The following is a 23,596-nucleotide window of genomic DNA, read 5'->3' as shown; positions in this document are numbered from 1 at the left end:
CGCCGCCCGCGGGGGCGGCCGCCTTCCGCTACCGCTCGCCGACCGGGTTGCGGACGGGCCGGCGCCCGACGTTCCCGAGCTCCTCGGCCATCACCAGGCCGGCCTGCTCGGCGAGGTCGTCCTCGGCGAGGTCCTCGTCCGTGTCGAGCCCGTCCAGCGCGGCCAGCGGCTGGTCCAGCCGCACGTGCGCAACGAGGGACTGGAGGGCGCGCAGCGTCGCCGAGGCCGTCTGGCCCCAGTTGGAGAAGTACGAGAACTGCCACCACCACAGCGCCTCGGCCGTCCGGCCCGCCCGGTAGTGCGCCAGGCCGTGCCGCAGGTCGGCCACCACGTCGGCCACGTCGTCGGAGATCCGATGCGCCACCGGCGCCTTCCGCGGCTCGTACGGGTCGAAGACCTCCGAGTAGACGTCGACCGGCTCCAGCAGGTAGGCGAAACGCTCGCGGAGTTCGTCCACGTCCGGCTCGGGGCCCAGGTCCGGCTCGTAGCGCTCGTCGGGCAGGACGTCCTGGTAGGCGCCGAGCCTGCCGCCCGCCAGGAGCAGCTGCGAGAACTCCAGCAGGAGGAAGGGCACGGCGCTGTCGGGGTCCTCGCCCTTGGCCACCTCGGTGACCGCGACGATGAACGACTCGATCTGGTCCGCGATCTGGACGGCGAAGTCGTCCGGGTCCTGTCCCAGGGCGTGCAGCGTTGCGTCAGACATCGAGAAGTCGCCTTCCTTCAAAGGCACGCCCGAGCGTGACCTCGTCCGCGTACTCCAGGTCTCCCCCGACGGGGAGCCCGCTGGCCAGGCGGGTGACCTTCAGGCCCATGGGCTTGATCATGCGCGCGAGGTACGTGGCCGTCGCCTCGCCCTCCAGGTTCGGGTCAGTGGCCAGGATCAGCTCGTTCACCGCGCCGTCCGCGAGCCGCGCGAGCAGCTCGCGGATGCGCAGGTCGTCCGGGCCGACGCCCTCGATGGGGCTGATCGCCCCGCCCAGTACGTGGTAACGGCCGCGGAACTCGCGGGTCCGCTCGATCGCGACGACGTCCTTCGGCTCCTCCACCACACAGATCACGGAGGTGTCGCGGCGCGGGTCGCGGCAGATGCCGCAGCGCTCCTCCTGCGCCACGTTCCCGCACACCGCGCAGAACCGGACCTTGTCCTTGACCTCCAGCAGGGCGTGCGCGAGGCGCCGGACGTCCGTCGGCTCCGCCTGCAGGATGTGGAAGGCGATCCGCTGCGCGCTCTTGGGCCCGACGCCGGGCAGCCTGCCCAGCTCGTCGATCAGGTCCTGGACCACGCCTTCGTACAACGGAACGCCTTCTTTCGCTATCGGGTGGGGGTGCGGGGAGGGGGGCTAGAACGGCAGGCCGGGGATGCCGCTGCCGCCGCCCAGGCCCTGGGCCAGCGGGCCCAGCTTCTGCTGCTGGAGCGCCTGGGCGTTCTCGTTCGCCGCCTGCACGGCGGCGACGACCAGGTCAGCGAGGGTCTCGGTGTCCTCCGGGTCCACCGCCTTCGGGTCGATCACCAGCGCGCGCAGCTCACCGGAGCCCGTCACGGTCGCCTTGACCAGGCCGCCTCCGGCCTGCCCGTCGACCTCCGTGCGCGCCAGCTCCTCCTGGGCCGCCGCGAGGTCCTGCTGCATCTTCTGGGCCTGCTGGAGCAGCTGCTGCATGTTGGGCTGACCGCCACCGGGAAACATCAGGTGATTCACTCCGTACGTCGGGACGCTTGGTCAATCCGAGCCTACGTGCTCACCGCGCGCAGCGCCCTACGCCGAGAGGACCAACTCTTTCGAGTGAGGGGCGCGGCGTGCGCACCGCTGATGGGGACCTTCCTGCGGGCGGAAAACCGGGGATTCCTCGCCCACCGGCCGCCATTCGAAGGTAGGAAAGGGCATGCGCACCATTTAGCACACGCGCACCACCACACGTCAGCGCAGCAGAGGGAGCGCCGGGTGAGCCAGCCGGAGATGCAGCCCGAGGGGCCCGCCCGGGATCCCCGGGAGCCCCGGGACCCCCGGGAGGAGGGCGGCGGACCGATGGCGGCGGGCGACCTGACCGGGGGGCCGTTCCCCCTGGGGGACTGGGGCGAGCCGGCCGAGCGGCTGGACGAGCTGTACCGGCGGGTCGAGGCCGACGCGCTGCGCACCGCCGAGTGGTACCTCTCCGACCGGGCGTTCAAGCGGCGGGGCGCGCGAATCCTGCGGGCGGGAACCGCTGCCGGCGCGGTCGCCGGCGCCGCGATGCCGCTGCTGGACCTGGCCGGGGCCGCGCACGGCGCGTCGCAGTACGGCTACCTCGCACTGCTGCTGAGCGCCGCCTGCCTGGCCTGCGACCGGTTCTTCGGCCTCACCTCCGGCTGGATGCGCGACGTCGCCACGGCGCAGGCGGTACAGCGCCGCCTGCAGACCCTGCAGTTCGACTGGGCCTCGGAGAACGTGCGCGAGGTGCTGGGACCCACCGAGGGCACCGCCAGCGAGGCCGCCGAGCGCTGCCTGACGGTCCTGCGCCGCTTCTCGGAGGACATCACGGAGCTGGTGCGCTCGGAGACGGCCGAGTGGATGGTCGAGTTCAGCGTCGGCCCGGCGCCGCTGGTGATGCAGTCCCTCGGCGGGTCCGCCGGCCGCGCCTCGGAGGCCGGCGCGCCGCCGGCCCGCTTCCCGCTCCCGCCGGGGACGCGCCCGAACATGCCGCGGCAGCGGCCGCCCGAGCAGCCCCGCTGACCTGCGGCGGGGACGCGGGCGGGCGCGGGCGGCCTCAGCTGAAGATGATCATCGAGCCCTGGCCGAGGCTCCGCGTCGCCGCCGCGTGCAGGCCCAGCCACACGTGCCGCTCCCGCGCGAAGGGGCTGTCGTCGTACGGGATCGGCCCCGCCGGCTCCTCCAGCGACGTCGGCCGGCCGGGCGGGGCCGGCGCCACCGGCGGGTTCGCCGGGTCGATCCCGATCGCCGGGGCCACCACCGCGAGCTCCCGCAGCAGGCCCTGCGCCGAGCCCAGCGGGCCGCCCCCGGCCAGCAGCTCCTCGTTGGCCAGCGGCGCCGGGAAGTCCACCGGCACATACGCGCCCGCGTGGTCGTAGTGCCAGACCAGGTGCGACTGCTGGGCCGCCGCCTCGAACATCTCCAGCAGCTGCTCGTAGTCCCCGCCCAGCTCGTCGACGGGCGTGACCGGCAGTCCGCAGACCCGCAGCAGGTAGGCCCGCCGCAGGAAGTGCAGGGCGTCGTAGTCGAACCCGGCGACCGGGGCGACGTCCCCGCTCAGCCCCGGCATGTACGCGAAGACCGGGACGGACGGCAGCCCGGCCTCGCCCAGCGCCTTGTCGTACGAGGCGATCTCTTCCGCGAAGGGGTTGTCGGCGCTGTGGCACAGCACGTCGACAAGGGGAACCAGCCACAGGTCACAGGCCACTCGGGCTCCGATCAGTCGTTGTCGCGCCGATGCCGTCAGCGTAGTGCTCCGGACACGCGGAGCGAAGGGCCGCGCAGAACCCGGGGGCCGCCGGGGGCGGTCTCCGGCCACCGGGCGGCCTGGCGCCCGGAGACCTGCTACCGGCGGCCCACCCGCCAGACCCAGGCGTCCCGGACCCGCTCCGGCTCCGCGCCGAGCAGCCCCGTCAGCAGGCTGCGCAGCTCCTCGTCCCGGTCCTGGGAGGGAAGCACCACGGCGCCCGCCTTCCAGTGCGCCAGGTCCTGGCGGGCCTGCTCCCGCCACTCCGGGGTGGCCTCGGGGGCCGGGGCGCCGTAGCGGACGTCCCGCAGCAGGTTCGACAGGTGCCGCGGCGGGGCCCCGTAGATGCCGATGCGCTCCTCGCCCCACGGGCCGTTGAAGTAGCCGCCGGCCAGCCGGAAGCCGAAGTCCGCCTCGACCTGCCAGTGCAGCGCGTCGGCCTGGCCCGGGTCGGGGAGCGGCACCGGGACGAGGGCCTCGCCCTCGCGGACGTAGTCCTTCCAGGCGCCCGAGGTGATGAACGCGGGCACCGGCGCCCGGTCCCGTACCGCGAGCGGCAGCGGCAGCACCGGGATCACGGCAGCGGCCGCCGCGAGCAGGCCGAGCGTCCGCAGCTCGCGCACCCGGGCGCGGGCGGCCCCGTCGAGGGCCAGCGCCAGCAGGATGCCGAGGATCGGGGCGCACACCATCGCGACGCGGCCCTCGATCACCGACTCGAACAGCGGCGCGTGGGCGAGCGCCGCCCAGGGGCCGGGCAGCACGATGTCGGTGAGCGGCAGCCGCACCCGGGGCCCCAGCGAGAGCAGCAGCGCGGCGGTGCCGGTGAGGGCCAGTGCGCGGATGCCGGGCCGGCGCCACAGCCAGACGCACACGGCGGTGCCGAAGGCGAGCAGCGGCCAGCCGTAGAAGGCGTTCTGCTCGGTGGTGTTCATGGAGAGCCGGGCGGCGGTCTCGGCGTCGCCGAAGAGGGACCGGGCGGCGTACTCGATCAGCGCGCGCGGGCTGTTGCCGGCGTTGTCGCCGTGGAGGACCGAGTGGTAGCTCTGCGGGCCGAGGAACTGCCAGTACAGCGGGACCGCCACCAGCGGCAGGCACACGGCCAGCGCGATGGCGAGGCCGCGCGCGAGGGGGCGCGCGGCGGCCAGGGCGCGCCGCCGGTCGACCGCCAGGTACGCCAGGCAGAACAGCAGCATGCCGAGCGCGGCGATGAGCAGCGGCTCCTCGCCGATGAAGATCTGGTACGCCGCGAACAGGCCGAGCAGCACCCCGTCGCGGACGACGCGGCGGCCCTCGCACAGGCGCAGGGCTCGGTCGACGATCAGCGGCAGCATGAAGAGGACGACGAAGTTCGGGTGGCCGTTGGCGTGCGAGACCATCGGCGGCGCGAACGCGGCGAGCGCCCCGCCCGCGGCGGCGGCCCACCGGCTGCGGACGAAGCGGCGGCGGATCAGCCAGTACCAGGTCCAGGCGCTGGCGGCCATGCCGAGCGTGAGGACGAGGGCGAAGGTGACCGTCTCCCCGAACAGCAGCGTGATCGGGATGAACGGGACGTTCAGGCCGAGCATCGTGGCGTTCGCCATCAGGTTCACGCCGTCGGGCATGCCCTGGGCGGTGGTGAAGAGGGGGTTCCGCAGGTGGGTGACGTTGTCGGCGACGACACCGGTGAACCACTCCCACTGGTTCTGGTCCTGGAGGGCGTCGCGCAGGTAGCGGCCGTCGAGGTCGGCCCACAGGCCGTGGAAGAGGTAGAAGGACAGGGCGAGGAACACCCCGGCGACGGCGAGGCCGCCGGCGTTCAGGCGCCACAGGTCGGCGAGCGCGCGGCGGCGGCCGCCCGCGGGGCGGCGGCCGGGCGGGCCGGTCGGCGCGGCGGAGCGGCGTACGGGCGCGTCGGCGACGGCGCCGGGTCCGGCCTCGCGGCGCAGCAGGCGGGTCACCTCGGCGTCGACGGCGGGGCCGTCGAGGGTGGAGGCGGCGAAGGCGGCACGCGCCCGGTCGCCGTCGAGGAGGGCGAACGCGCAGGTGTCGGCCCGGAAGCCGGGGACGCCGGGGATGCCGAGGGCGCGGACGAGGCGGCTGCCGGTGCGACCGAGGACGGCGACGGGGAGTGCGGAGGCTCCGGGGGTTCCGGGCGCTTCGGCTGCTTCGGCTGCTTCGGCGGCCGGTGTGTGCGGGTCCCGGTCGGCGGGGAGGCCGGCGGGCGGGGCCAGGAGCGGTTCGAGGCGGTCCAGTTCCTCCGGCGGCACGCCGAGGCCGGCGTCGGCCAGGAGGATGCGGCGACCCGTGGAAGCGGCGACTCCGGCGCGCAGGGCGGCGCCCTTGCCGCGGGGGGCGTCGAGGCGGACGAGCCGGATCCGCGGATCGACGGCAGCCTCGGCCGCGACGGCGGCGGCGGTGTCGTCGTCGGAGCCGTCGTCGGCGACGACGAGCTCCCAGGCGCCGGGTCCGGTTCCGAGGCGGGAGTCGAGGTGCTCGCGGAGGGCGGCGGCCGTGGCGCGGATGCGGTGCCCGTCGCGGTAGGCGGGGACGACGACGGAGAGGCCGGCGGGCGCGGCGGGGCCGCCCGGGGCAGCGGCCGGGCCGGGCAGGGTGGTGGCGGCGGAGTCCGCGTTCGCGGCGCTCATGCGTCGGCCGTCGTCAGCGTGGCGGCCCAGTCCAGGCCGTGCTGGTTGTACGCGTGCACGAGGCGGCGCACCTCGTCGGCGTCGCCGCGGGTGACCGCGTCGATCAGCTCGTTGTGGCCGGACCACAGCCCGGCGTTCAGGTCCGGTGCCGCCTTCAGGTGCGGCACGGCGAAGGCCCAGCACTGCACGCGGATGCGGTGCAGGAAATCCGAGATGTACGTGTTGCCGACCAGCCCGCTCAGCTCCCTCCAGAAGCGCAGGTCGTAGCCGATCAGCACTTCGAGCGAGCCGCTCTGCACGGCCCGACACGCCTCTTCGGCCCGACGGCGCACCGACACCAGCCTCTCGCCGCAGCCGGGCGCGGTGCCGCGCTCCACGAGCCGCCGGAAGATCCCGTCGACTATGAGCGTACGGGCCTCGATCATCCCCCGGAAGTCGTCCAGGGTGAAGGCGCGCACGCGGAAGCCGCGGTGCTGGTCGGATTCCAGCAGTCCCTGCGCGGCGAGGTCGACGAGCGCCTCGCGCACCGGCGTCGCGGAGACGCCGTACTGTTCGGCGATCTGCTTGACGGTGAACTCGGTGCCCGGTGGCAGGCGCCCGGCCAGCACCTCGTCGCGCAGCGCGTCCGCGATCTGCCGGCGGAGTGTGTTGCGGGTGACGGCGGCGCTGCCTGCCATGGGGGTCCTTACTCCTTGGGGTGAACTTCGGACACCTTAGGGCAGGCAGCGCGGCCGAAAACCGATCGATTCGGTGCTGTTACCGAGTTCGCCCCCGGTCAGGCGGAGGCCGTGTGCCGGTCGGCGACCGTGAGCGCCTCGTCCAGCAGGGCCAGGCCCTCCTTCGCCTCGGCCTCGGTGACGGTGCAGGGCGGGACGACGTGGACGCGGTTCATGTTCACGAACGGCCACAGCCCGGAGGCCTTGCAGGCGGCCGCGAACTCGGCCATCGGCGCGTTGTCCGCGCCGGCGGCGTTGTACGGGACGAGCGGCTCGCGGGTCTCCCGGTCGCGGACGAGCTCGACGGCCCAGAAGGCGCCGAGGCCGCGGACGTCGCCGACCGACGGGTGGCGTTCGGCGATCTCGGCAAGGGCCGGTCCGATCACGTTCCGGCCGAGGTGGGCGGCGTGCCCGACGACGCCCTCCTCCTCCATCGTGCGGATGGTCGCGACGGCGGCGGCGCAGGCGAGCGGGTGTCCGGAGTAGGTCAGTCCGCCCGGGTAGGGGCGGGTGGCGAACGTCTCGGCGATGGCTGCGGAGATGGCGACGCCGCCGAGGGGGACGTAGCCGCTGTTGACGCCCTTCGCGAAGGTGATCAGGTCGGGGGTGACGCCCCAGTGCTCGGCCGCGAACCAGCGGCCGGTGCGGCCGAAGCCGGCCATGACCTCGTCGAGGATGAAGACGATGCCGTACCGGTCGCAGAGCTCGCGTACGCCGGCCAGGTAGCCGGCGGGCGGCACCATGATGCCGGCGGTGCCGGGGACGGTCTCCAGGATGATCGCGGCGATGGAGGCCGGGCCCTCGAAGGCGATGGTGTCGGCGAGGTGGGCCAGGGCCCGCTCGCACTCCTCCGCCTCCGTGGTCGCGTGGAAGGGCGAGCGGTAGAGGAAGGGCCCCCAGAAGTGGACCACCCCGGCGGAGCCGGTGTCGGAGGGCCAGCGGCGCGGGTCGCCGGTCAGGTTGATCGCGGCGGCGGTGGCGCCGTGGTAGGAGCGGTACGCCGAGAGGACCTTCTGGCGGCCGGTGTGCAGGCGGGCCATGCGGACGGCGTTCTCGACGGCCTCGGCGCCGCCGTTGGTGAAGAAGACCTTGTCCAGGTCGCCGGGGGTGCGCTTGGCGATGAGGCGTGCGGCCTCGGAGCGGACGTCGACGGCGAAGCCGGGCGCGAGCGTGCACAGGCGGCCGGCCTGCTCCTGGATGGCCGCGACGACCCTGGGGTGCTGGTGGCCGATGTTGGTGTTGACCAGCTGGGAGGAGAAGTCGAGGTAGCGGCGGCCGTCGTAGTCCCAGAAGTACGCGCCCTCGGCCCCGGCGACGGCGAGCGGGTCGATCAGGGCCTGGGCGGACCAGGAGTGGAAGACGTGGGCGCGGTCGGCGGCCTTGACGGTGGCGCCGTCCGCGTCGGCGGGGAGATGAGGGGTCATGCGGCCACGCTAGAAGTGCGCAGGTGGGAGGGGGTATCGGCGGAGTGTATGGGGGTCGGGGCCGGGCCTCGGCAGTCTGTCGCCGGGCGGCGCGGTACGGGCGGGCGCGCGGCGGCGGTCACGCGGCGGGCACAAGGGTTGACAGCATGCTGACGTAATGACAGCCTGCTGTCATAAGCAGCCGGTCGACAGGGCGGCCGGGCGGACCTGCGGCGGCGCCGCGGCGGACCCGGAGCAGCCCGCCGATACGCACGGGAGGCGATCCACATGACCGCGAACCGCTCCGACAAGCCGGTCCACCTGGCCGTGTACGACACGTACGCGGACTGGGAGACGGGCCACACCACGGCACACCTCACGCAGCGCGGGTACCGCGTCCGGACCGTCGCGGACGACGGCCGACAGGAGGTGACCACCATGGGCGGCGTCCGCATCCGGCCCGACGGCGCGCTGTCGGACTTGTCGCCGCAGGACTCCTCCCTGCTGATCCTGACCGGCGCGGCGCTGTGGGACACCGGCGACGAGCTGGCCCCCTTCGCGGCGAAGGCGGCGGAGTTCCTGGCCGCCGGGGTTCCCGTCGCGGCGATCTGCGGGGCCACGGCCGGCCTGGCGCGCGCCGGGCTGCTGGACGGGCGCGCCCACACCAGCGGCGCCCCGGCCTACCTGGCGGAGCAGCCGGGCTACGCGGGGGCAGAGCAGTACGTCGAGGCCGACGCGGTGACGGACGGCGACCTGGTCACCGCCGGGCCGACGGAGCCGGTGGCGTTCGCGCGGGAGGTCTTCGCCCGGCTGGACGTGTACGGGCCGGAGGTCCTAGACGCGTGGTACCGGCTGTTCCACGACTCGGACGCGAGCGCGTTCCCGGTGCTGATGGCGGCGGCGGAGCGCGGGGATGCCTGAGCGCGCGGCGGCGGGCGGGACCGCGGCCGGAAGCGGCCGGGGCGGAGGCGGTGGAGGCGGTGGAGACGGCGGAGGCAGCGGAGGCGGCGAAGGGCTGTCGACTCGGGAGCGGCAGGAGCTGCTCAGCGCGGCAGCGCTCGGCGTCTTCGGCCTCAACGGCCGGTTCCTCGCCCTCTCGGAGGAGCTGGCCCGGCCGGCCGGGCTGACCGCGGCGCGCTGGCAGGTGCTCGGCGCGGTCCTGCGGGAGCCGCTGCCGGTGGCCGGCATCGCCCGCGCCATGGGCATCACCCGGCAGAGCGTCCAGCGCGTGGCGGATCTGCTGGCCGCGCAGGGGCTCGCCGAGTACGTGGCCAACCCCGCGCACCGGCGCGCGAAGCTGCTGCGCCCCACCCGCGAGGGGCACGCGGCGGTCGCCCGTATCGGACCGGCGCACGCGGCGGCGGCGACGGCGCTGGCGGAGCACCTCGGCGACGAGGCGTTCCGGGAGGTCGTGGCCGCACTGGACCGGCTGGCCGCGGCCATGGACGCCCTCCCCGGGCCGCCCGCTCCCCCGTCCGGCGACTGAGCCTGCGCGGGCGGCGGCGTCAACGGTGCTGCGGCCAGAGCTTGTTGGGTGCGTGGACACCCCGGGCGGCGAGATCGCCGGCGCGTGTGTACGGGACGGGCAACGGCCAGGACTCGGCGCCCCGTCGGCGCCAGGCCGCGCGGACGGCCTGCGCACGGGCGCCGGGGGCGCCCGCCCCCGCGTGCGCCGGGCCCTTGACCGGGTGGCCGGGCTGTCCTGACCGGGTTCGGCGTGCGCGTCGCGACGGCGGCCTGACCTGCCGGCCCCGGTCAGGCGAGCCGGTCGAGTTCCTCGCCGATGGCGGTGCGCAGGCCCTCGTGCCGGGTGCCGAGTTCGTGCTCGGTCCCTCTCCAGTACTCCTCCCCGTACAGCCAGACGGGCAGTCGGACCAGGTCGGCCGGCTCCCAGTCGTAGCGGGGCCAGACGTGCGCGTGCAGGTACGGGTCGGTGTTGCCCAGGATCTCGATGTTGACGCGGCGGAAGGCCGGGTCGAGGCGGCGGCAGGCCAGTTCGACGGCCTCGGCGAGCCGCTCCATGTCGGCGAGGTACGCCGCCCTGCGCGGCCGGGGCAGGTCCGAGAGCCGGGTCACCGAAGGGTCGTCGGTGAGGAGGACGGAGTAGCCGGGCAGGAACTGCCGGTCCCCGATCACCGCGAAGCCCTGGTCGAGGCGGCGCATGACGGTGGGGTTCTCCCCGCGGTGCGCGCTGCCTATGCGGTCGCTGCGCCAGTCGGTGTCGATCATGTGTCGAGCGTAGGCGTCCCCTGCCGGTGAGGGCCTGGAAAGGGCGGGGATCGGGCCGCCGCGGGGATGCATCCCGGAGGCGGGTCCGTCGGCCTGCCGGGTGCAGGCGGATAGCTCGCAGGTCTCCCCTGTCATACCTGAGAGCCATTCAGAAAGGGCGCTCTGCGGCGGGACGCGGGCGATGGCCCCTGATCCATAGCTTCGTCATGGGAGGCGGGACCCGGCCGCAGAGGTCGCACCCGCTCCCACCGGCAGCGCGACATGCGCAGGACGAAGGAGCAGGGACCGCCATGACCAGCCGACGCGAAGGACGCCCCGGAGGCCGCCGCGAGGGACACCGCCCGCGCGGCCGCCTGCGCCGCACCCTGCTGGCCGGCGCGGTCGCCGCGGCCGTGGTGCTGCCCGTGTCCGCGGCCGCTTCCCCGGCCGTGCCCGCGCCCATACCGGCCGCCGTCGGCGAACAGGAGCCGCTGCAGGCGGTGTACGCCGCGCACCGCACCGGTCTCGCCGAGGCCGCCCGCATGGCCGCGGACGCCGGCCGCCCCGGCCGGGCGGACCGGCTGCACACCATGGAGGCGGGCGGTGCCGCGCAGTTCCTCGCCTTCGACGGCAGGGGGACGGGCCGCGCGGTGGAGGTGTTCGGCGACCTCGCGACGGCCGACCGGATAGCGGTGCTCGTCCCCGGATCCGACACCACGCTGGACACCTACCAGCGGTTCCGTGAGGGCGCCTCCGCCCTGCACGTGCGGCTTTCCGCAGCGCACCCCCGGGCCGCGGTGGTCGCCTGGCTCGGGTACGACACGCCGGGCACCGTCAGCACGACCGTCCTGACCGCCGACCGGGCCGACGAGGCCGCCGCCGAACTCGGGCCGTTCCTCTCCCACCTGGAGCGCCTCGCCGGGCCCGGGGCCCGGATGTCCCTGCTGTGCCACTCCTACGGCACGGTCGTCTGCGCCCGCACGGCCACCGGCTCCCCCGTCACCGATGTCGTCCTGTACGGCAGCCCCGGCACGGGCGCCGACTCGGCGGCCGACCTGCCCACCGCTGCCCGCGTCTGGGCCGGCCGCGGCGGGTCGGACTGGATCGGGAACGTGCCGCACGTCCGCCTCGGGCAGGTCGGCTTCGGCACCGACCCGGTCGACCCGGCCTTCGGGGCCCGCCCGTTCCGTGCCGGCCCGGGCGGCCACAGCGACTACCTGAAGCCCGGCAGCGAGTCCCTGGACAGCCTGGCCGGCATCGTCCTCGGCACCGCCGGCGGCGGTGCGGGGCGGGCCGCCGCCACCCCGGAGGTGCCCCGTGCTTAGGCTGCGCGCCCGCTGGTCCGCCGTCGCCGACCGGGTCGAGGCGGGCACTCCCGCCGACCGGGACCGGTCCGTGGACGCCCTGCGGGCCCTCGCCATCCTCGGCGTGGTGCTCGGCCACTGGCTGGTGACGGCGATGACCTCCTCGGAAGGCGCGCTCGCCACCACCAGCCCGCTGGCCCACATGCCGTGGCTGGCACCCCTGTCGTGGGTGTTCCAGACGCTGGCCGTGTTCTTCTTCGTCGGCGGCCTCGTCGCCGCCCGCGGCCACGCCTCCGCCCGGGAGCGCGGCGTCCCGTACGGGGCCTGGGTGGGGCAGCGGCTGTCCCGGCTGTTCCGGCCGGTCGCCGCGGTGCTCGCCCTGTGGACGGTGGCCGCGGGCGGGATGCTGCTGGGCGGGGCCGCGTGGGACACCGTCCACGCGCTGGTGCGGCTCGTGCTGTCGCCGCTGTGGTTCCTGCTGGTGTTCGCCGTACTGACGGCGGCGACGCCGCTGGCGGTGCGGCTGCACCCGGTGTGGCCCGCGGCCGTGGTGGCGGCCGTGGACCTGTGGCGGTTCGGGTTCGGCGGGCCGGAGTGGGTCGGCTGGGTCAACGTGGCCGCGGGCTGGCTCGTCCCGTACACCCTCGGTGCGGCCTGGGCACGGGGGCGGCTCGACCGGCGGGGCCCGGCCCTGGCGCTGCTGGCGGGCGGGGCTGCGGGCACGGCGGTGCTGGTGCTGTGGGGCGGCTACCCGGCGTCCATGGTCGGCGTGCCCGGTGCGGCCGTGTCGAACCTGAACCCGCCGACGTCGGCCGCGGTCGCGTTCGGGCTGGCGCAGTGCGGGCTTGCGCTGCTGCTGCGGGGGCAGCTGGCGCGGGCCGCGGTCCGGCCGCGGGTGTGGGCGGCAGTCGCCCTGCTGAACCTGTCGGCGATGACCGTTTTCCTCTGGCACCAGACGGCGATGATGGCCGTCACCGCGCTCGGCCTCACCTCCCCGGTCGAACTGCCCGGCCTGCACACCGTCCCCGACTCGGCGCTGTGGATACCCGCCCGGCTGCTGTGGCTTCCGGTGTTCGCGGCCGCGCTGACCGTGTGCCTGGCCGCATTCCACGCGTACGAGCGGGGCGGGCGGGGCCGACAGGCCCGGCAGGGCGGCGCCGGTGCCGCGGCCGGGGACGGCGGCGCCTTCCGTCCGGTCGGGCCGGCCCGGAGGCGGGAGGCGTCCCGTGTCTAGGGTGGACGGCGTGAAAGAGCAGCACAGCACCCCGGCCGCAGGCCCCGGTTCCGGTCCCGGCGCGGACGCCGGCCGGCGGTTCGGGGCGCTGCGGACCCTGGCCGCCGGGCTGTTCACGCTCGAACGGAACCCGCTGCCGGGGATGTCCCGGCCGCGCTGGCTGGCTCGGCTGCCGCATCTGGCCCTCGGATACGTGGCGGTGCTCTGCACGTTCCTGACGACCGAGCAGATGTCCTCCCACTACGGGGTGAGCGGCGGCTACCCGCTCCTGGCGGCCGTGGCGGGCGGCGCGTCGGTGGTCCTCGCCATGTTCCGGCCGATCGCCGGATGGTGGCTGGCGCTCGCGTCCGCGTTCATGGTGGCCGTGCAGACGCAGGGCAGTGCCGGCGAGGGGCAGAGCTGGCCGTGGACGCCCGCCGGCGTGGTGCTTTTCGCCTTCGTGGTGCTGCTGGTCGCACTGCGGGTGCCGGCGCGGGTGACCACGGCGGTGGTCGGGCTGTCCGTCGCGCTCGGCGCCCTGGCCGAGGTGCGGTTCCGGCCGGCGGGCAGCGAGAGCACGATCCCCGCCACCCTGCTGCTGTTCGCCTTCGCCGGCGTGCTCGGATACGCCCTGCGCGCCGGCCGCCTGGCCCGCAGCAAGCTCGTCGAACAGGAGACGCTCACCGAGGAGGAGCGGGCCCGCCGGGCCCTGCTGGAGGAGCGCAGCCGTATAGCGCGCGAACTGCACGACGTGGTCGCCCACCACATGTCGGTCATCTCGATCCAGGCGCAGGTCGCCCCGCACCTGGTCGAGAACCCGTCACCGGAGCTCAGGGAGAACCTGGCCGGCATCCGGGAGAACGCCCTGGAGGCCCTCACGGAGCTGCGGCGGGTGCTGGGCGTGCTGCGCTCGGAGCAGGCCGCCGACCCGGCCGACCCCCACCATCCGCAGCCCACCCTTGCCGAGTTGGAGGGGCTCGTCGGCAACGTGCGAAGCGCCGGGCTGGAGGTGACCACGGCGATCGCGGGCATCCGGCGGCCGCTCGCGCCGGGCGTGGAGCTCACCGCGTACCGGATCGTGCAGGAAGCCCTCAGCAACTGCCTGCGGCACGCCCCCGGATCGCAGGTGGAGGTCGGCATCGCGTACGGGCCGCGCGAGCTGCACCTGTGCGTCGCCAACACGGCGCCGGACCGGAAGGCCCCGCCCTCGCACGGTGCGGGGCACGGGCTGCTCGGCATGCGGGAGCGGGCGGGCATGCTGGGGGGCGAGCTCGCCGCGGGTCCGCGGCCGGGCGGCGGGTACGAGGTGAGCGCCGTGCTGCCCGTGGACCCTCGGACGAACGACTAGAAGGACGCCATGACGACGACGGCCCGACCGATCAGGGTGATGATCGCCGACGATCAGATGATGGTGCGGCAGGGCTTCACGGTCCTGCTCAACACGCAGCCCGACATAGAGGTCGTCGGGCAGGCCGTGGACGGCGCGGACGCCGTGGCGAAGGCCGCCGAACTCGGCCCCGACGTGGTGCTGATGGACATCCGCATGCCGGGAACGGGCGGCATCGAGGCGACGTCGGTGATCACCGCGTCGGGCTCCGAGGCGAAGGTGCTCGTCCTGACGACCTTCGACCTCGACGAGTACGTGTACGAGGCGCTGCGGGCCGGCGCGTCCGGGTTCCTGCTGAAGGACGCCTCCGCGGACCAGCTGGCCGAGGCGGTGCGGGTCGTCGCGGCCGGTGAGGCCCTGCTGTCCCCGAACATCACCAAGCGGCTCATCACCGAGTTCTCGCGGCTCGGTGCACCGCGCGCCCCGTCGAAGGCGCGGATCGCGGAGCTGACCGAGCGGGAGACGGAGGTGCTCGCGCTGATCGCGCAGGGGCTGTCCAATGCGGAGATCGCCGCACGGCTCGTCGTGGCCGAGCAGACGGTGAAGACGCACGTGGGGCGGATCCTGGTGAAGCTCGGCCTGCGGGACCGCACGCAGGCGGCGGTCTTCGCGTACGAGACGGGTCTGGTCCGTCCGGCGGGCTACTGAGGGCCTCGGGTAGTACCTGAGGGGGAGGCCCGCAGATCCCCTTGTGCGGCGACGCGGACGAGAGGACCGCAGACCTACGGTGGTGCCATGACCGAGAAGACTTCCGGGGCGAATCCCGGGACCCCCGAGATCCGGCTGGCTTCGGGAATCCTCCGGAGCCTGCGCGAGGAGCTCCTCACGGACGCTTTCGCGTACCGGCCGCTGCCGCCGATGCGCACGGACGGCCCGCTGGTGCGGCGGCTCCCCGCGGGGATACGGGCGAAGGCGCCGTATCTGCCGCACGCGGTGGTCGCCGGCACCGCCCTGCTGGTGGCGCTCACCACGCTCGGCGTGCACGACTTCCTGTGGCCGCCGGCAGCACTGCTGCTGGGCGCGGTCGCGGCGGCGCCGGTGCTGATGACGCTGGTCCGGCCCGTCGGGGCGTTCTGGGCGGCCCTCGCGTCGACCTCGGCGCTCGCCGTGGCGGGCGCGGGGGACGGGTCGACCTGGCCGTGGGGACCGGCGAGCTTCGTCGCGTACCTGTTCACCGTGACCGTCGTCGCGATGCGGACCCGGCCCCGGACCTCGGGCTGGATGTGGCTGGTCACGATGCTGTTCGGGATATCGGCCTCCGTCCTGGCCGGCGGCGACTCGGGCAGCGTTGTCCCGATCCTGTTCCTGCTGGCGGTGTCGCTGCTGGTGGTGACGGTCCGGCACACGCGCCGGGAGGCGGAGCAGGAGGTGAGCGCCCAGGCGGAGGTCACCGCGGTCGAGCGGGACCGGCGGACGCTGCTGGAGGAGCGGACGACGATCGCGCGCGAGCTGCACGACGTGGTGGCCCACCACATGTCGGTGGTGGCGATCCAGGCGGAGGCCGCACCGTACCGGGTGAAGAACCCGCCGCAGGAGCTGGAGGCCGCGTTCGCGACGATCCGGGAGAACGCGGTGGCGGCGCTGACGGAGCTGCGCCGGGTGCTGGGAGTGGTCCGCTCCGAGGACTACGAGGCGCCGGACGCCCCGCAGCCGACACTGGCCTCGCTGGACGGGCTCGTCGCCAATGTGCGGGAGGCCGGCCTGCGGGTGGAGAAGACGGTGACGGGTGCGGTGCGGGAGCTGCCGCAGGGAGTCGAGCTGTCGGCGTACCGGATCGTGCAGGAGGCCCTGAGCAACACCCTGCGGCATGCGCCGGGAGCGGCCGCCGGCGTGGAGGTGTCGTACGTGCTGGGCGGGCTCGGCATACGTGTCGTCAACGGGGCGCCGACCGGGGACGTGCGGCCCTCGCCGGGTGCGGGGCACGGGATCACGGGCATGCGGGAGCGGGTCGCCATGCTGGAGGGGCAGATGACGGCCGGGCGGACCGCGGAAGGCGGATACGAGGTGGCGGTGTTCATACCCGTGCGCGGGCAGGAAGCGGCTCTGGAGACGGCGCGGGAACAGGCATGACGATCAGGGTTCTCATCGTCGACGACCAGATGATGGTCCGGGAGGGCTTCTCGGTCCTGCTGAACGCGATGGACGGCATCGAGGTGGTCGGCGAGGCCGTCGACGGGCGGGAGGCCGTCGCGCAGGTGGCGGCGCTCGGTCCGGACGTGGTGCTGATGGACGTCCGGATGCCGGTGATGAACGGGCTGGAGGCCACGCGGGAGATCGCCGCCATGGGCACGGACGCGAAGGTGCTGGTCCTGACGACCTTCGACCTCGACGAGTACGTGTACCAGGCGCTGCGGGCCGGGGCGTCCGGGTTCCTGCTGAAGGACGCCTCCGCCAGGCAACTGGCCGAGGGGGTACGGGTGGTGGCGTCCGGGGAGGCGCTGCTGGCGCCGACGGTGACCAAGCGGCTGATCTCGGAGTTCTCGCGGCTGTCCGCGGCCCCCCGGCCGGTCGACGCTTCCGGGGTGGGGGAGTTGACGGACCGGGAGACGGAGGTGCTCGTCCTGATCGCGCAGGGCCTCTCCAATGCGGAGATCGCGGACCGGCTGGTGGTGGCCGAGTCCACCATCAAGACGCACGTCAGCCGGATCCTGGTGAAGCTGGGCCTGCGCGACCGGACGCAGGCGGCGGTCTTCGCCTACGAGACCCGCCTCGTCACCCCCGCATAGCCGGCCCGACGCGGTCCGGCTGCCCGGCAGGGGTCGCAGCACTAGGCTGCGGGCATGGGCTTTGATCCGTGGGATGCCGCGTTCGTCGCCGACCCGTACCCGGCCTACCGGGAGTTGCGGGAGCAGGGCAGGGCCGTCTGGTGCGAGGCCACCGGGCAGTGGCTCGTGCCGCACTACGCCGACGTGAGTGCCCTGCTGCGCGACCGGCGGCTCGGGCGGACGTACCTGCACCGCTTCTCGCACGAGGAGTTCGGGCGTACGGCGCCGCCGCCGGAGCACGAGCCGTTCCACGTGCTCAACGACAACGGGCTGCTCGACCTGGAGGACCCGGCGCACGGGCGGGTGCGGCGGCTGGTGTCGAAGGCGTTCACGCCGCGGACGGTGGAGCGGCTCGCGCCGGCGGTGGAGCGGCTCGCCGGGGAGCTGGTGGGCCGGCTCCTCGCCGACGGGGGCGGCGACCTGCTGGCGGTGGTCGCCGAGCCGCTGCCCGTGGCGGTGATCGCGGAGCTGCTGGGGGTGCCGGAGGAGGACCGGGGGCTGCTGCGGCCGTGGTCCGCGGACATCTGCGGGATGTTCGAGCTGCGGCCCGACGAAGAGACGGCGCGGCGGGCCGTGCAGGCGAGCACCGAGTTCAGCGCCTACCTGCGGGAGCTGATCGCCCGGCGGCGCCGGCAGCCCGGGGAGGACCTGGTCTCCGGGCTCATCGCGGCGCACGACGAGGAGGGGCGGCTCAGCGAACAGGAAATGATCTCCACCTGCGTGCTCCTGCTGAACGCCGGCCACGAGGCCACCGTGAACACGACCGTCAACGGCTGGTGGGCACTCTTCCGCAATCCTGGACAGCTGGCCGCGCTCGACCGGGGAAAGTTGTCCACAGCTGTGGATGAGCTGATGCGCTACGACACCCCGCTCCAGATGTTCGAGCGGTGGGTCCTGGACGACATCGAGATCGGCGGCGCGGTCATCCCGCGCGGCGCGGAGGTCGCGCTGCTGTTCGGCTCCGCCAACCGCGACCCGGCCCGCTTCGCGGACCCGGACACCCTCGACCTCTCCCGCACCGACAACCCGCACCTCAGCTTCGGCGCGGGCATCCACTACTGCCTGGGCGCCCCGCTGGCCCGCCGCGAGCTGGCGGCCTCCTTCGGCGCGCTCCTGGCGGACGGCGTGCCCCCGCTGAAGCTGGTCCGCGAACCGCAGTGGCAGCCCGGGTACGTGATCCGCGGGCTGCGGGAGCTGATCGTCGAGTTCTGAACGCCCCGCCCCCGCGTGCTATGGTCCAACCAAGGCCTCCGGCTCTCCCTGACGGGAGCGAACGGAGGCTTTTTTCATGCCTTCTGACGCCTCATCAACATCGCGCGCGCCCGTGCCGCCGGGAGCCCGTCCCGGGTACCGGGAGCTGCTCCGGAACCGGGAGTTCGCCGGGCTCTTCGCGAGCTTCGCCCTCACCGCCGCCGCGAGCGCCCTGTCCGGGTTCGCCCTCGGCAGCCTCGTCGACCGCCAGACCGGCTCCCCCTTCCTGACAGCGGTCAGCATGTACGGGGCGACCTTCGCGACCGTGCTCGGGGCGCTCACCCTGATGTCCGTCGCCGACGGCAGCCGCCCCCGCCGCACCCTGCTCGCCCTCCAGGGCGCCTCCCTCGCCGGCATCGCCGCCCAGGCCGTGCCGGGTCTGCCGCTCACCGCCCGCTTCGCCCTGCTCCTGGCCCTCGGTTTCTTCCAGTCCCTCGGCACCGGCACCCGCATGGGCCTGCTCGCCGAGATCGTCCCCGCATCCGCCTACGCCCCGGCCCGCTCGCTGATGAACATCACCGCCGGCGCCGTCTCCGTCCTCGGCTACGCCTCCGGCGCGGTGCTGGTGCGCGCGATCGGCCCGCACGGGCTGTTCGCTGCCGCCGCCGCGCTCACCGCGCTCTCCCTGGCCGCCGTCGCGGCCACCCTCCGCGAGCGCTCCGTCCGGCTCGCCCGCCGCCCCGGCCTGCGCAGCACCTGGGCCGGCAACACCGAACTGCTGGGCCGTCCCGGCCGGCGGGCCCTGCTGCTGAACCTCTGGGTGCCGAACGGCCTGGTCGTCGGCTGCGAGGCGCTGTTCATCCCGTACGCCGGGCAGTACGCCGGCCACCTCCTGGCCGCCGCGTCCGCGGGGCTGCTCCTCGGCGACCTCGCCGTCGGGCGGCTCCTCACCGCAGGGGGCAGGCGCCGCGCCGCCTTCCCCCTGCGGCTGCTGATGGCCGCGCCCTTCCTGGTGTTCGCGCTCCACCCGCCGCTGCCGGTCGCCGCCGTCGCCGTGTTCCTCGCCGGCGCCGGCTTCGCGGCCACCCTGCCGATGCAGGAGCAGCTCCTCGCGCTCACCCCGGACGCGGTCCGCGGCCAGGTCCAGGGCGCGGAGTCCGCGGGCCGGATGACCTGGCAGGGCATCGGCGCCGCCCTCGCCGGCGCCGCCGCCCAGGCCGTCGGGCCGGCGACGGCGATCACGGGGCTCGCGGCCGCCTCGCTCGCCGTCACCGTCCTCTCCCGCCGCCGCGTGCTGCGCGAGACGGCCCGTACGCCGGTCAGCGCGGCAGGATGAGCCCCCAGGCCGCCGGCCGCACGGTCCACGTCCGCCGCCGGACCGGCCCGGAGACCGCCGCGTCGGCCCGGTAGCGGAAGTCGGCTCCCGCCACCGTGACCGCCGCGGCGCGGGCCCGGACCACGGCGCCCTCCGCGCGGACGGCGACCTCCGCCAGGCCGCCCCCGCCGGGCGCGACCGCGACGTCGTCGACGGGGCGGTCCACGTCGGCCAGCACCACCCCGTCGGCCTCCACCCGCAGCCGGTGCCCCGCGGCCGGCGCCGCGGGCGGCCCGGCGAGCGTCCGCACCAGCGACCGGTAGGCGCTGCGCACCGACGCCCCGCCCGCCCGGGGCGCGGGCGGCCGGACGGGCGGGATGCGCAGTCCGCCGAGGACGACGCCGTCGCTGTCGTCGACGAGCAGGTCGCGGACGCCGACGACCCCGTCCAGGGCCGCCCGCGCCGCGGACACCGCCGACAAGGGGACCCCCAGCAGCCGCGCCAGCCCCAGCGAGCCCGCCTGCCCCACGGGAACCACCGAGAGGGCCTCCCCGTCGAGCTCCCGCTCCCGGTGCAGCAGCCCGACCGCCCGTACGAGGGCCCGGTCGTCGCCGACGATCACCGGCCGCCGATGGCCGCGGCGGGCGAGGGCCCGCGCGAACTCCTCCGGCGACTGGGGGAGGCAGATCTTCGCCGCCGCCCCGGCCGACAGCACGTCCCTCGCGATGCGCACGGACTCTCCGTCGAGACGGCGCGCGACCGGGTCGACGAGCACGAGCAGGCCGCCGACCGGCGCGCCCGCAGGGCTCATGGTGGGCTCCGGAGCCGACACCTCGGTCCTTCCTCGGGTAGCATCTTTGTGCAAGAGGCCCTTGCGCTATTGCGCCAGGGCCTTCGTCTATTCCGGGGTACCGGTCCGACGGCCCAGCCTGCGGTGTACATCGTCGTACGCCCCCTGGCCTTGGACATGCCCCATCCGGAAGAGGTGTACGCCTGTGCCCGCTCTTGTGCTGCTCGGAGCTCAGTGGGGTGACGAGGGCAAGGGGAAGGCCACCGACCTGCTCGGTGGATCCGTTGACTACGTGGTGCGCTACCAGGGCGGCAACAACGCCGGCCACACGGTCGTCGTAGGCGACCAGAAGTACGCGCTGCACCTTCTCCCGTCCGGCATCCTGTCCCCCGGATGCACCCCGGTCATCGGCAACGGCGTCGTCGTCGACCCGTCCGTGCTCCTGTCCGAGCTGCGCGGGCTGAACGAGCGCGGCATCGACACCTCGAAGCTGCTGATCAGCGGAAACGCCCACCTGATCACGCCGTACAACGTCACCCTCGACAAGGTCGGCGAGCGCTTCCTCGGCAAGCGCAAGATCGGCACGACCGGCCGCGGCATCGGCCCGACGTACGCGGACAAGATCAACCGCGTCGGCATCCGCGTCCAGGACCTCTACGACGAGTCGATCCTCATCCAGAAGGTCGAGGCGGCGCTGGAGAACAAGAACCAGCTGCTCGCCAAGCTGTACAACCGCCGCGCGATCGAGGCCGCCGCGATCGTGGAGGAGATGCTCCAGTACGCGGACCAGATCAAGCCGTACGTCGCGGACACCACCCTGATCCTCAACAACGCGCTCGACGAGGACAAGGTCGTGCTGTTCGAGGGCGGCCAGGGCACCCTCCTCGACGTCGACCACGGCACGTACCCGTTCGTGACCTCCTCGAACCCCACCGCGGGCGGCGCCTGCACCGGCACGGGCGTCGGCCCGACCCGGATCAGCCGCGTCATCGGCATCCTGAAGGCCTACACGACCCGCGTCGGCGCGGGCCCGTTCCCGACCGAGCTGTTCGACCAGGACGGCGAGGACCTGCGCCGCATCGGCGGCGAGCGCGGCGTGACCACCGGCCGCGACCGGCGCTGCGGCTGGTTCGACGCCCCGATCGCCCGCTACGCCACCCGCGTGAACGGCCTGACGGACTTCTTCCTGACCAAGCTGGACGTGCTGACCGGCTGGGAGCAGATCCCCGTGTGCGTCGCGTACGAGATCGACGGCAAGCGCGTCGAGGAGCTGCCGTACTCGCAGACGGACTTCCACCACGCGAAGCCGATCTACGAGAACCTGCCGGGCTGGTCCGAGGACATCACCAAGGCCAAGACCTTCTCCGACCTGCCGAAGAACGCGCAGGCGTACGTGAAGGCCCTGGAGGAGATGTCGGGCGCCCCGATCTCCGCGATCGGCGTCGGCCCCGGCCGCACCGAGACGATCGAGATCAACTCGTTCCTCTAGGCCTCCGGACGGGACGGCCCGACACCCGTCCGCCGCAAGGGGGGCGGTGCACCGCACGGTGCACCGCCCCCCTTCGCGTTCCGGTCAGTCCGTCTCGTAGACGCCGAGGCAGTCGACGATCACGTCGACCGGCTGCCAGCCCTGGTTCCAGAAGTCGATGACGGCGCCCGGCCCGGCGGGCGTCTGGACGAGGTTGGGCACGGTCATGCCCGCGCCCCAGTTCAGGGAGGAGGAGAGGGGCCGCTCCGGCTTCGCCGCGATGCCCTTCTGGTAGTCCGCCCACGTGTTCGGGTCGGGGGCGACCGACAGGTGGCCGGCCTCGGTCGTGTTGGTGACCGTGGTGTTCAGCACCCAGCCCGCCGGCGGCACCGGGGATTCGCCGGTGAACGGCAGCGCGAGGTAGTCGCGGGCCGGGACGGGGCCGCGGGGGCGGTGCCGGCTGTCCTCGCGGGTGTCCGCGAGCCGGAACGGGTGGAACGGCCGGTAGGCGGCCCTGCTGTCGGGGCTGTAGTAGCCGACCACGTCGACCACGACGTCGGCGCCCTTCCAGCTGCCGTTGCGGACGCTGATCTTCCCGTCCGCGCCCACCGGCACGACCACCGCGTTGGCGACGGTCTGCCCCGCCGTGAAGTTGACGCTGGACGTGCTCGGCGCCGACTGGCCGCTCGGGAAAACAGTCAGGTGCCCGGCCTCCGCCGGGTTGGTCGCGGTGACGTTCAGGGCGACCGCGGTGGCGCCCTTCGGGACCTTCCCCGCCCCGGCGGCCGCCACGGTGAAGGCCCCCTGGCCGGGCACCTGCCCCTGCGCGGTGCCGAGCCCCTCGCGGGTGTCGACGAGGCGCGCCGGCGCCAGCGGGGTGTAGCCGGCTGCCGCGGACCGGGTGAAGTAGCCGGTCACGTCCGCGATGAGGTCCACCGGGGCCCAGCCGCCGTTGAAGAGCTCGACGTGGCCGTCGTCGCCCACGGGGACGATCACCAGGTTGGGGACGGTCTGCCCGGGCGCGTAGTTGAGGTTCGAGGTGTCCGGCCGCCGGGCGCCCTTCCCGGCGAACGCGGTGACGTACCCGGCCTCGACGGTGTTGGTCACCGTCACGTTCAGCGCGACGGCCGTGGCTCCGGCCGGGATCCGGGCGTTGCCGGCGGCCTTCACGCGGGCGCTGCTGCGCCCGGCGACCTTGGCCTTCGCGGCACCCGTCCCGTCGCGGGTGTCGAGGAGGCGGGTCGGCGCGTGCGCGGTGAACTCGGCGCCCGCCGTGGTGACGATGACCTTGTTGACGGCCCGCACGTTGTGCGCGGCGTCGGTCACCGTGTACGTCACGGTGTAGGTGCCGACCTCGGCGTACGTGTGGGCGTGGTCCAGGCGCTTGATGTCGGCGGGCTCGGTGATCTCCGCCGTGTCCTTCGCTCCGTCGCCCCACTCGACGGTGACGGACGACGGGCCGCGGACGTCGAGGGCCGCGGCCTCCAGGTGGATGCCGTGCGCGGTGAACATCCCCGCGTGCAGGTCGATCTGGAGGCCGTCGTGGCCGATCGGGCCGTCGCCCAGCGGGGTGCGCACGGTCCAGTAGGGCGGGGCCGTGTACGACTGCGGGTCGGAGGCCCCTGTCACGGCGGCCGGAGCCGCCGGGGCCGCGTGGGCTGCTCCCGGCGCCAGTACGGCGGCTGCCGCCACGAGGGCAGCCGGAAAAACGAGTCGGTGGCGGAGCACCGTTCCCCCCTGAGGTCTACTACTCGAACCCGTGATCGGATTCGGACGCCCA

General features: G+C 74.4%; 22 protein-coding genes. 12 read left to right on the top strand and 10 right to left on the bottom strand.

Features of this window, described 5'->3' with window-relative positions; genetic code table 11:
* Positions 1–28: 28 nt before the first annotated feature.
* The 3 genes from C0216_RS01375 to C0216_RS01365 are packed head-to-tail and all read right to left on the bottom strand — an operon-like array spanning position 29 to position 1,685.
* The gene (locus tag C0216_RS01375) at positions 29–703 is read right to left on the bottom strand and encodes a DUF5063 domain-containing protein (RefSeq protein WP_114053488.1); all 675 of its coding nucleotides are present in this window, start codon (positions 701–703) and stop codon (positions 29–31) included.
* Positions 696–1,295 carry a recombination mediator RecR gene (recR, locus tag C0216_RS01370; protein WP_114053487.1) on the bottom strand — a complete coding sequence of 200 codons (600 nt, stop codon included), beginning with the start codon at positions 1,293–1,295 and terminating at the stop codon, positions 696–698. Before recR ends, C0216_RS01375 begins: the two co-directional genes overlap by 8 nt.
* Positions 1,296–1,340: 45 nt before the next feature.
* The gene (locus tag C0216_RS01365; RefSeq protein WP_114053486.1) at positions 1,341–1,685 is read right to left on the bottom strand and encodes a YbaB/EbfC family nucleoid-associated protein; all 345 of its coding nucleotides are present in this window, start codon (positions 1,683–1,685) and stop codon (positions 1,341–1,343) included.
* A 255-nt stretch (positions 1,686–1,940) separates the two neighbouring features.
* Here C0216_RS01365 and C0216_RS01355 point away from each other — a divergent pair, with 255 nt between their 5' ends.
* Positions 1,941–2,708, top strand: coding sequence for an SLATT domain-containing protein (locus C0216_RS01355; protein WP_174250329.1), 768 nt, complete (start codon positions 1,941–1,943; stop codon positions 2,706–2,708).
* A 34-nt stretch (positions 2,709–2,742) separates the two neighbouring features.
* On the opposite strand, the gene C0216_RS01350 is transcribed toward C0216_RS01355, so the two are convergent.
* From C0216_RS01350 to C0216_RS01335, 4 genes are all read right to left on the bottom strand, one after another.
* Entirely contained in the window at positions 2,743–3,393 is a 651-nt protein-coding gene (locus tag C0216_RS01350; RefSeq protein ID WP_114053485.1) for a hypothetical protein, read from the bottom strand.
* 137 nt (positions 3,394–3,530) lie between these two features.
* On the bottom strand, positions 3,531–6,056 hold the full coding sequence (locus C0216_RS01345; protein WP_114053484.1) for a glycosyltransferase: 2,526 nt from the start codon (positions 6,054–6,056) through the stop codon (positions 3,531–3,533).
* Complete coding sequence (locus C0216_RS01340) at positions 6,053–6,733, bottom strand: GntR family transcriptional regulator (protein WP_114053483.1); 681 nt, start codon at positions 6,731–6,733, stop codon at positions 6,053–6,055. The genes C0216_RS01345 and C0216_RS01340 overlap by 4 nt, the downstream gene beginning before the upstream one ends.
* Before the next feature lie 98 nt (positions 6,734–6,831).
* Positions 6,832–8,196 carry an aspartate aminotransferase family protein gene (locus tag C0216_RS01335; protein ID WP_114053482.1) on the bottom strand — a complete coding sequence of 455 codons (1,365 nt, stop codon included), beginning with the start codon at positions 8,194–8,196 and terminating at the stop codon, positions 6,832–6,834.
* 267 nt (positions 8,197–8,463) lie between these two features.
* Between C0216_RS01335 and C0216_RS01330 the strand changes: the two genes are divergently transcribed.
* Complete coding sequence (locus C0216_RS01330; RefSeq protein ID WP_114053481.1) at positions 8,464–9,096, top strand: DJ-1/PfpI family protein; 633 nt, start codon at positions 8,464–8,466, stop codon at positions 9,094–9,096.
* Positions 9,089–9,661, top strand: coding sequence for a MarR family winged helix-turn-helix transcriptional regulator (locus tag C0216_RS01325; RefSeq protein WP_114053480.1), 573 nt, complete (start codon positions 9,089–9,091; stop codon positions 9,659–9,661). The genes C0216_RS01330 and C0216_RS01325 overlap by 8 nt, the downstream gene beginning before the upstream one ends.
* Positions 9,662–9,930: 269 nt before the next feature.
* On the opposite strand, the gene C0216_RS01320 is transcribed toward C0216_RS01325, so the two are convergent.
* A complete protein-coding gene (locus C0216_RS01320; RefSeq protein WP_174250328.1) occupies positions 9,931–10,404 on the bottom strand; it encodes an HIT family protein in 474 nt (157 codons plus the stop codon).
* Positions 10,405–10,694: 290 nt separating this feature from the next.
* Between C0216_RS01320 and C0216_RS01315 the strand changes: the two genes are divergently transcribed.
* From C0216_RS01315 to C0216_RS01280, 8 genes are all read left to right on the top strand, one after another.
* A complete protein-coding gene (locus C0216_RS01315) occupies positions 10,695–11,708 on the top strand; it encodes an alpha/beta hydrolase (RefSeq protein WP_114053479.1) in 1,014 nt (337 codons plus the stop codon).
* Positions 11,701–12,921, top strand: coding sequence for an acyltransferase family protein (locus C0216_RS01310; protein WP_114053478.1), 1,221 nt, complete (start codon positions 11,701–11,703; stop codon positions 12,919–12,921). Before C0216_RS01315 ends, C0216_RS01310 begins: the two co-directional genes overlap by 8 nt.
* A 10-nt stretch (positions 12,922–12,931) precedes the next feature.
* The gene (locus tag C0216_RS01305; RefSeq protein ID WP_246042262.1) at positions 12,932–14,248 is read left to right on the top strand and encodes a sensor histidine kinase; all 1,317 of its coding nucleotides are present in this window, start codon (positions 12,932–12,934) and stop codon (positions 14,246–14,248) included.
* Positions 14,249–14,257: 9 nt separating this feature from the next.
* Positions 14,258–14,935, top strand: a complete 678-nt coding sequence (locus C0216_RS01300) for a response regulator (RefSeq protein WP_114053476.1) — start codon at positions 14,258–14,260, stop codon at positions 14,933–14,935.
* A gap of 87 nt (positions 14,936–15,022) precedes the next feature.
* A complete protein-coding gene (locus C0216_RS01295) occupies positions 15,023–16,357 on the top strand; it encodes a sensor histidine kinase (protein WP_114053475.1) in 1,335 nt (444 codons plus the stop codon).
* Complete coding sequence (locus C0216_RS01290; protein WP_114053474.1) at positions 16,354–17,013, top strand: response regulator; 660 nt, start codon at positions 16,354–16,356, stop codon at positions 17,011–17,013. The genes C0216_RS01295 and C0216_RS01290 overlap by 4 nt, the downstream gene beginning before the upstream one ends.
* Before the next feature lie 54 nt (positions 17,014–17,067).
* Complete coding sequence (locus tag C0216_RS01285; protein ID WP_114053473.1) at positions 17,068–18,264, top strand: cytochrome P450; 1,197 nt, start codon at positions 17,068–17,070, stop codon at positions 18,262–18,264.
* A 76-nt stretch (positions 18,265–18,340) separates the two neighbouring features.
* The gene (locus tag C0216_RS01280; RefSeq protein ID WP_114053472.1) at positions 18,341–19,579 is read left to right on the top strand and encodes a hypothetical protein; all 1,239 of its coding nucleotides are present in this window, start codon (positions 18,341–18,343) and stop codon (positions 19,577–19,579) included.
* Here the strand turns inward: C0216_RS01280 and C0216_RS01275 are convergent.
* The gene (locus C0216_RS01275) at positions 19,563–20,369 is read right to left on the bottom strand and encodes a diacylglycerol kinase (RefSeq protein ID WP_114058376.1); all 807 of its coding nucleotides are present in this window, start codon (positions 20,367–20,369) and stop codon (positions 19,563–19,565) included. The genes C0216_RS01280 and C0216_RS01275 overlap by 17 nt on opposite strands.
* A gap of 184 nt (positions 20,370–20,553) precedes the next feature.
* On the opposite strand from C0216_RS01275, the gene C0216_RS01270 reads away from it, so the two are divergent.
* The gene (locus tag C0216_RS01270) at positions 20,554–21,837 is read left to right on the top strand and encodes an adenylosuccinate synthase (RefSeq protein WP_114053471.1); all 1,284 of its coding nucleotides are present in this window, start codon (positions 20,554–20,556) and stop codon (positions 21,835–21,837) included.
* An 84-nt stretch (positions 21,838–21,921) separates the two neighbouring features.
* Here C0216_RS01270 and C0216_RS01265 read toward each other — a convergent pair whose 3' ends face one another.
* On the bottom strand, positions 21,922–23,544 hold the full coding sequence (locus C0216_RS01265; protein WP_162793097.1) for a hypothetical protein: 1,623 nt from the start codon (positions 23,542–23,544) through the stop codon (positions 21,922–21,924).
* Positions 23,545–23,596: the final 52 nt, after the last annotated feature.

The sequence above is a fragment of the Streptomyces globosus genome (assembly GCF_003325375.1).
GTDB classification, from domain to species: domain Bacteria; phylum Actinomycetota; class Actinomycetes; order Streptomycetales; family Streptomycetaceae; genus Streptomyces; species Streptomyces globosus_A.
This window is presented reverse-complemented; position numbering and strand designations above follow the sequence as displayed.

Excerpts from the sequence above, each read along its gene's own strand:
- C0216_RS01375 (WP_114053488.1), bottom strand. The coding sequence starts at position 703 with ATGTCTGACGCAACGCTGCACGCCCTGGGACAGGACCCGGACGACTTC.
- C0216_RS01365 (WP_114053486.1), bottom strand. The coding sequence starts at position 1,685 with ATGTTTCCCGGTGGCGGTCAGCCCAACATGCAGCAGCTGCTCCAGCAG.
- C0216_RS01345 (WP_114053484.1), bottom strand. The coding sequence starts at position 6,056 with ATGAGCGCCGCGAACGCGGACTCCGCCGCCACCACCCTGCCCGGCCCG.
- C0216_RS01340 (WP_114053483.1), bottom strand. The coding sequence starts at position 6,733 with ATGGCAGGCAGCGCCGCCGTCACCCGCAACACACTCCGCCGGCAGATC.
- C0216_RS01335 (WP_114053482.1), bottom strand. The coding sequence starts at position 8,196 with ATGACCCCTCATCTCCCCGCCGACGCGGACGGCGCCACCGTCAAGGCC.
- C0216_RS01330 (WP_114053481.1), top strand. The coding sequence starts at position 8,464 with ATGACCGCGAACCGCTCCGACAAGCCGGTCCACCTGGCCGTGTACGAC.
- C0216_RS01325 (WP_114053480.1), top strand. The coding sequence starts at position 9,089 with ATGCCTGAGCGCGCGGCGGCGGGCGGGACCGCGGCCGGAAGCGGCCGG.
- C0216_RS01320 (WP_174250328.1), bottom strand. The coding sequence starts at position 10,404 with ATGATCGACACCGACTGGCGCAGCGACCGCATAGGCAGCGCGCACCGC.
- C0216_RS01315 (WP_114053479.1), top strand. The coding sequence starts at position 10,695 with ATGACCAGCCGACGCGAAGGACGCCCCGGAGGCCGCCGCGAGGGACAC.
- C0216_RS01300 (WP_114053476.1), top strand. The coding sequence starts at position 14,258 with ATGACGACGACGGCCCGACCGATCAGGGTGATGATCGCCGACGATCAG.
- C0216_RS01295 (WP_114053475.1), top strand. The coding sequence starts at position 15,023 with ATGACCGAGAAGACTTCCGGGGCGAATCCCGGGACCCCCGAGATCCGG.
- C0216_RS01290 (WP_114053474.1), top strand. The coding sequence starts at position 16,354 with ATGACGATCAGGGTTCTCATCGTCGACGACCAGATGATGGTCCGGGAG.
- C0216_RS01285 (WP_114053473.1), top strand. The coding sequence starts at position 17,068 with ATGGGCTTTGATCCGTGGGATGCCGCGTTCGTCGCCGACCCGTACCCG.
- C0216_RS01280 (WP_114053472.1), top strand. The coding sequence starts at position 18,341 with ATGCCTTCTGACGCCTCATCAACATCGCGCGCGCCCGTGCCGCCGGGA.
- C0216_RS01275 (WP_114058376.1), bottom strand. The coding sequence starts at position 20,369 with ATGAGCCCTGCGGGCGCGCCGGTCGGCGGCCTGCTCGTGCTCGTCGAC.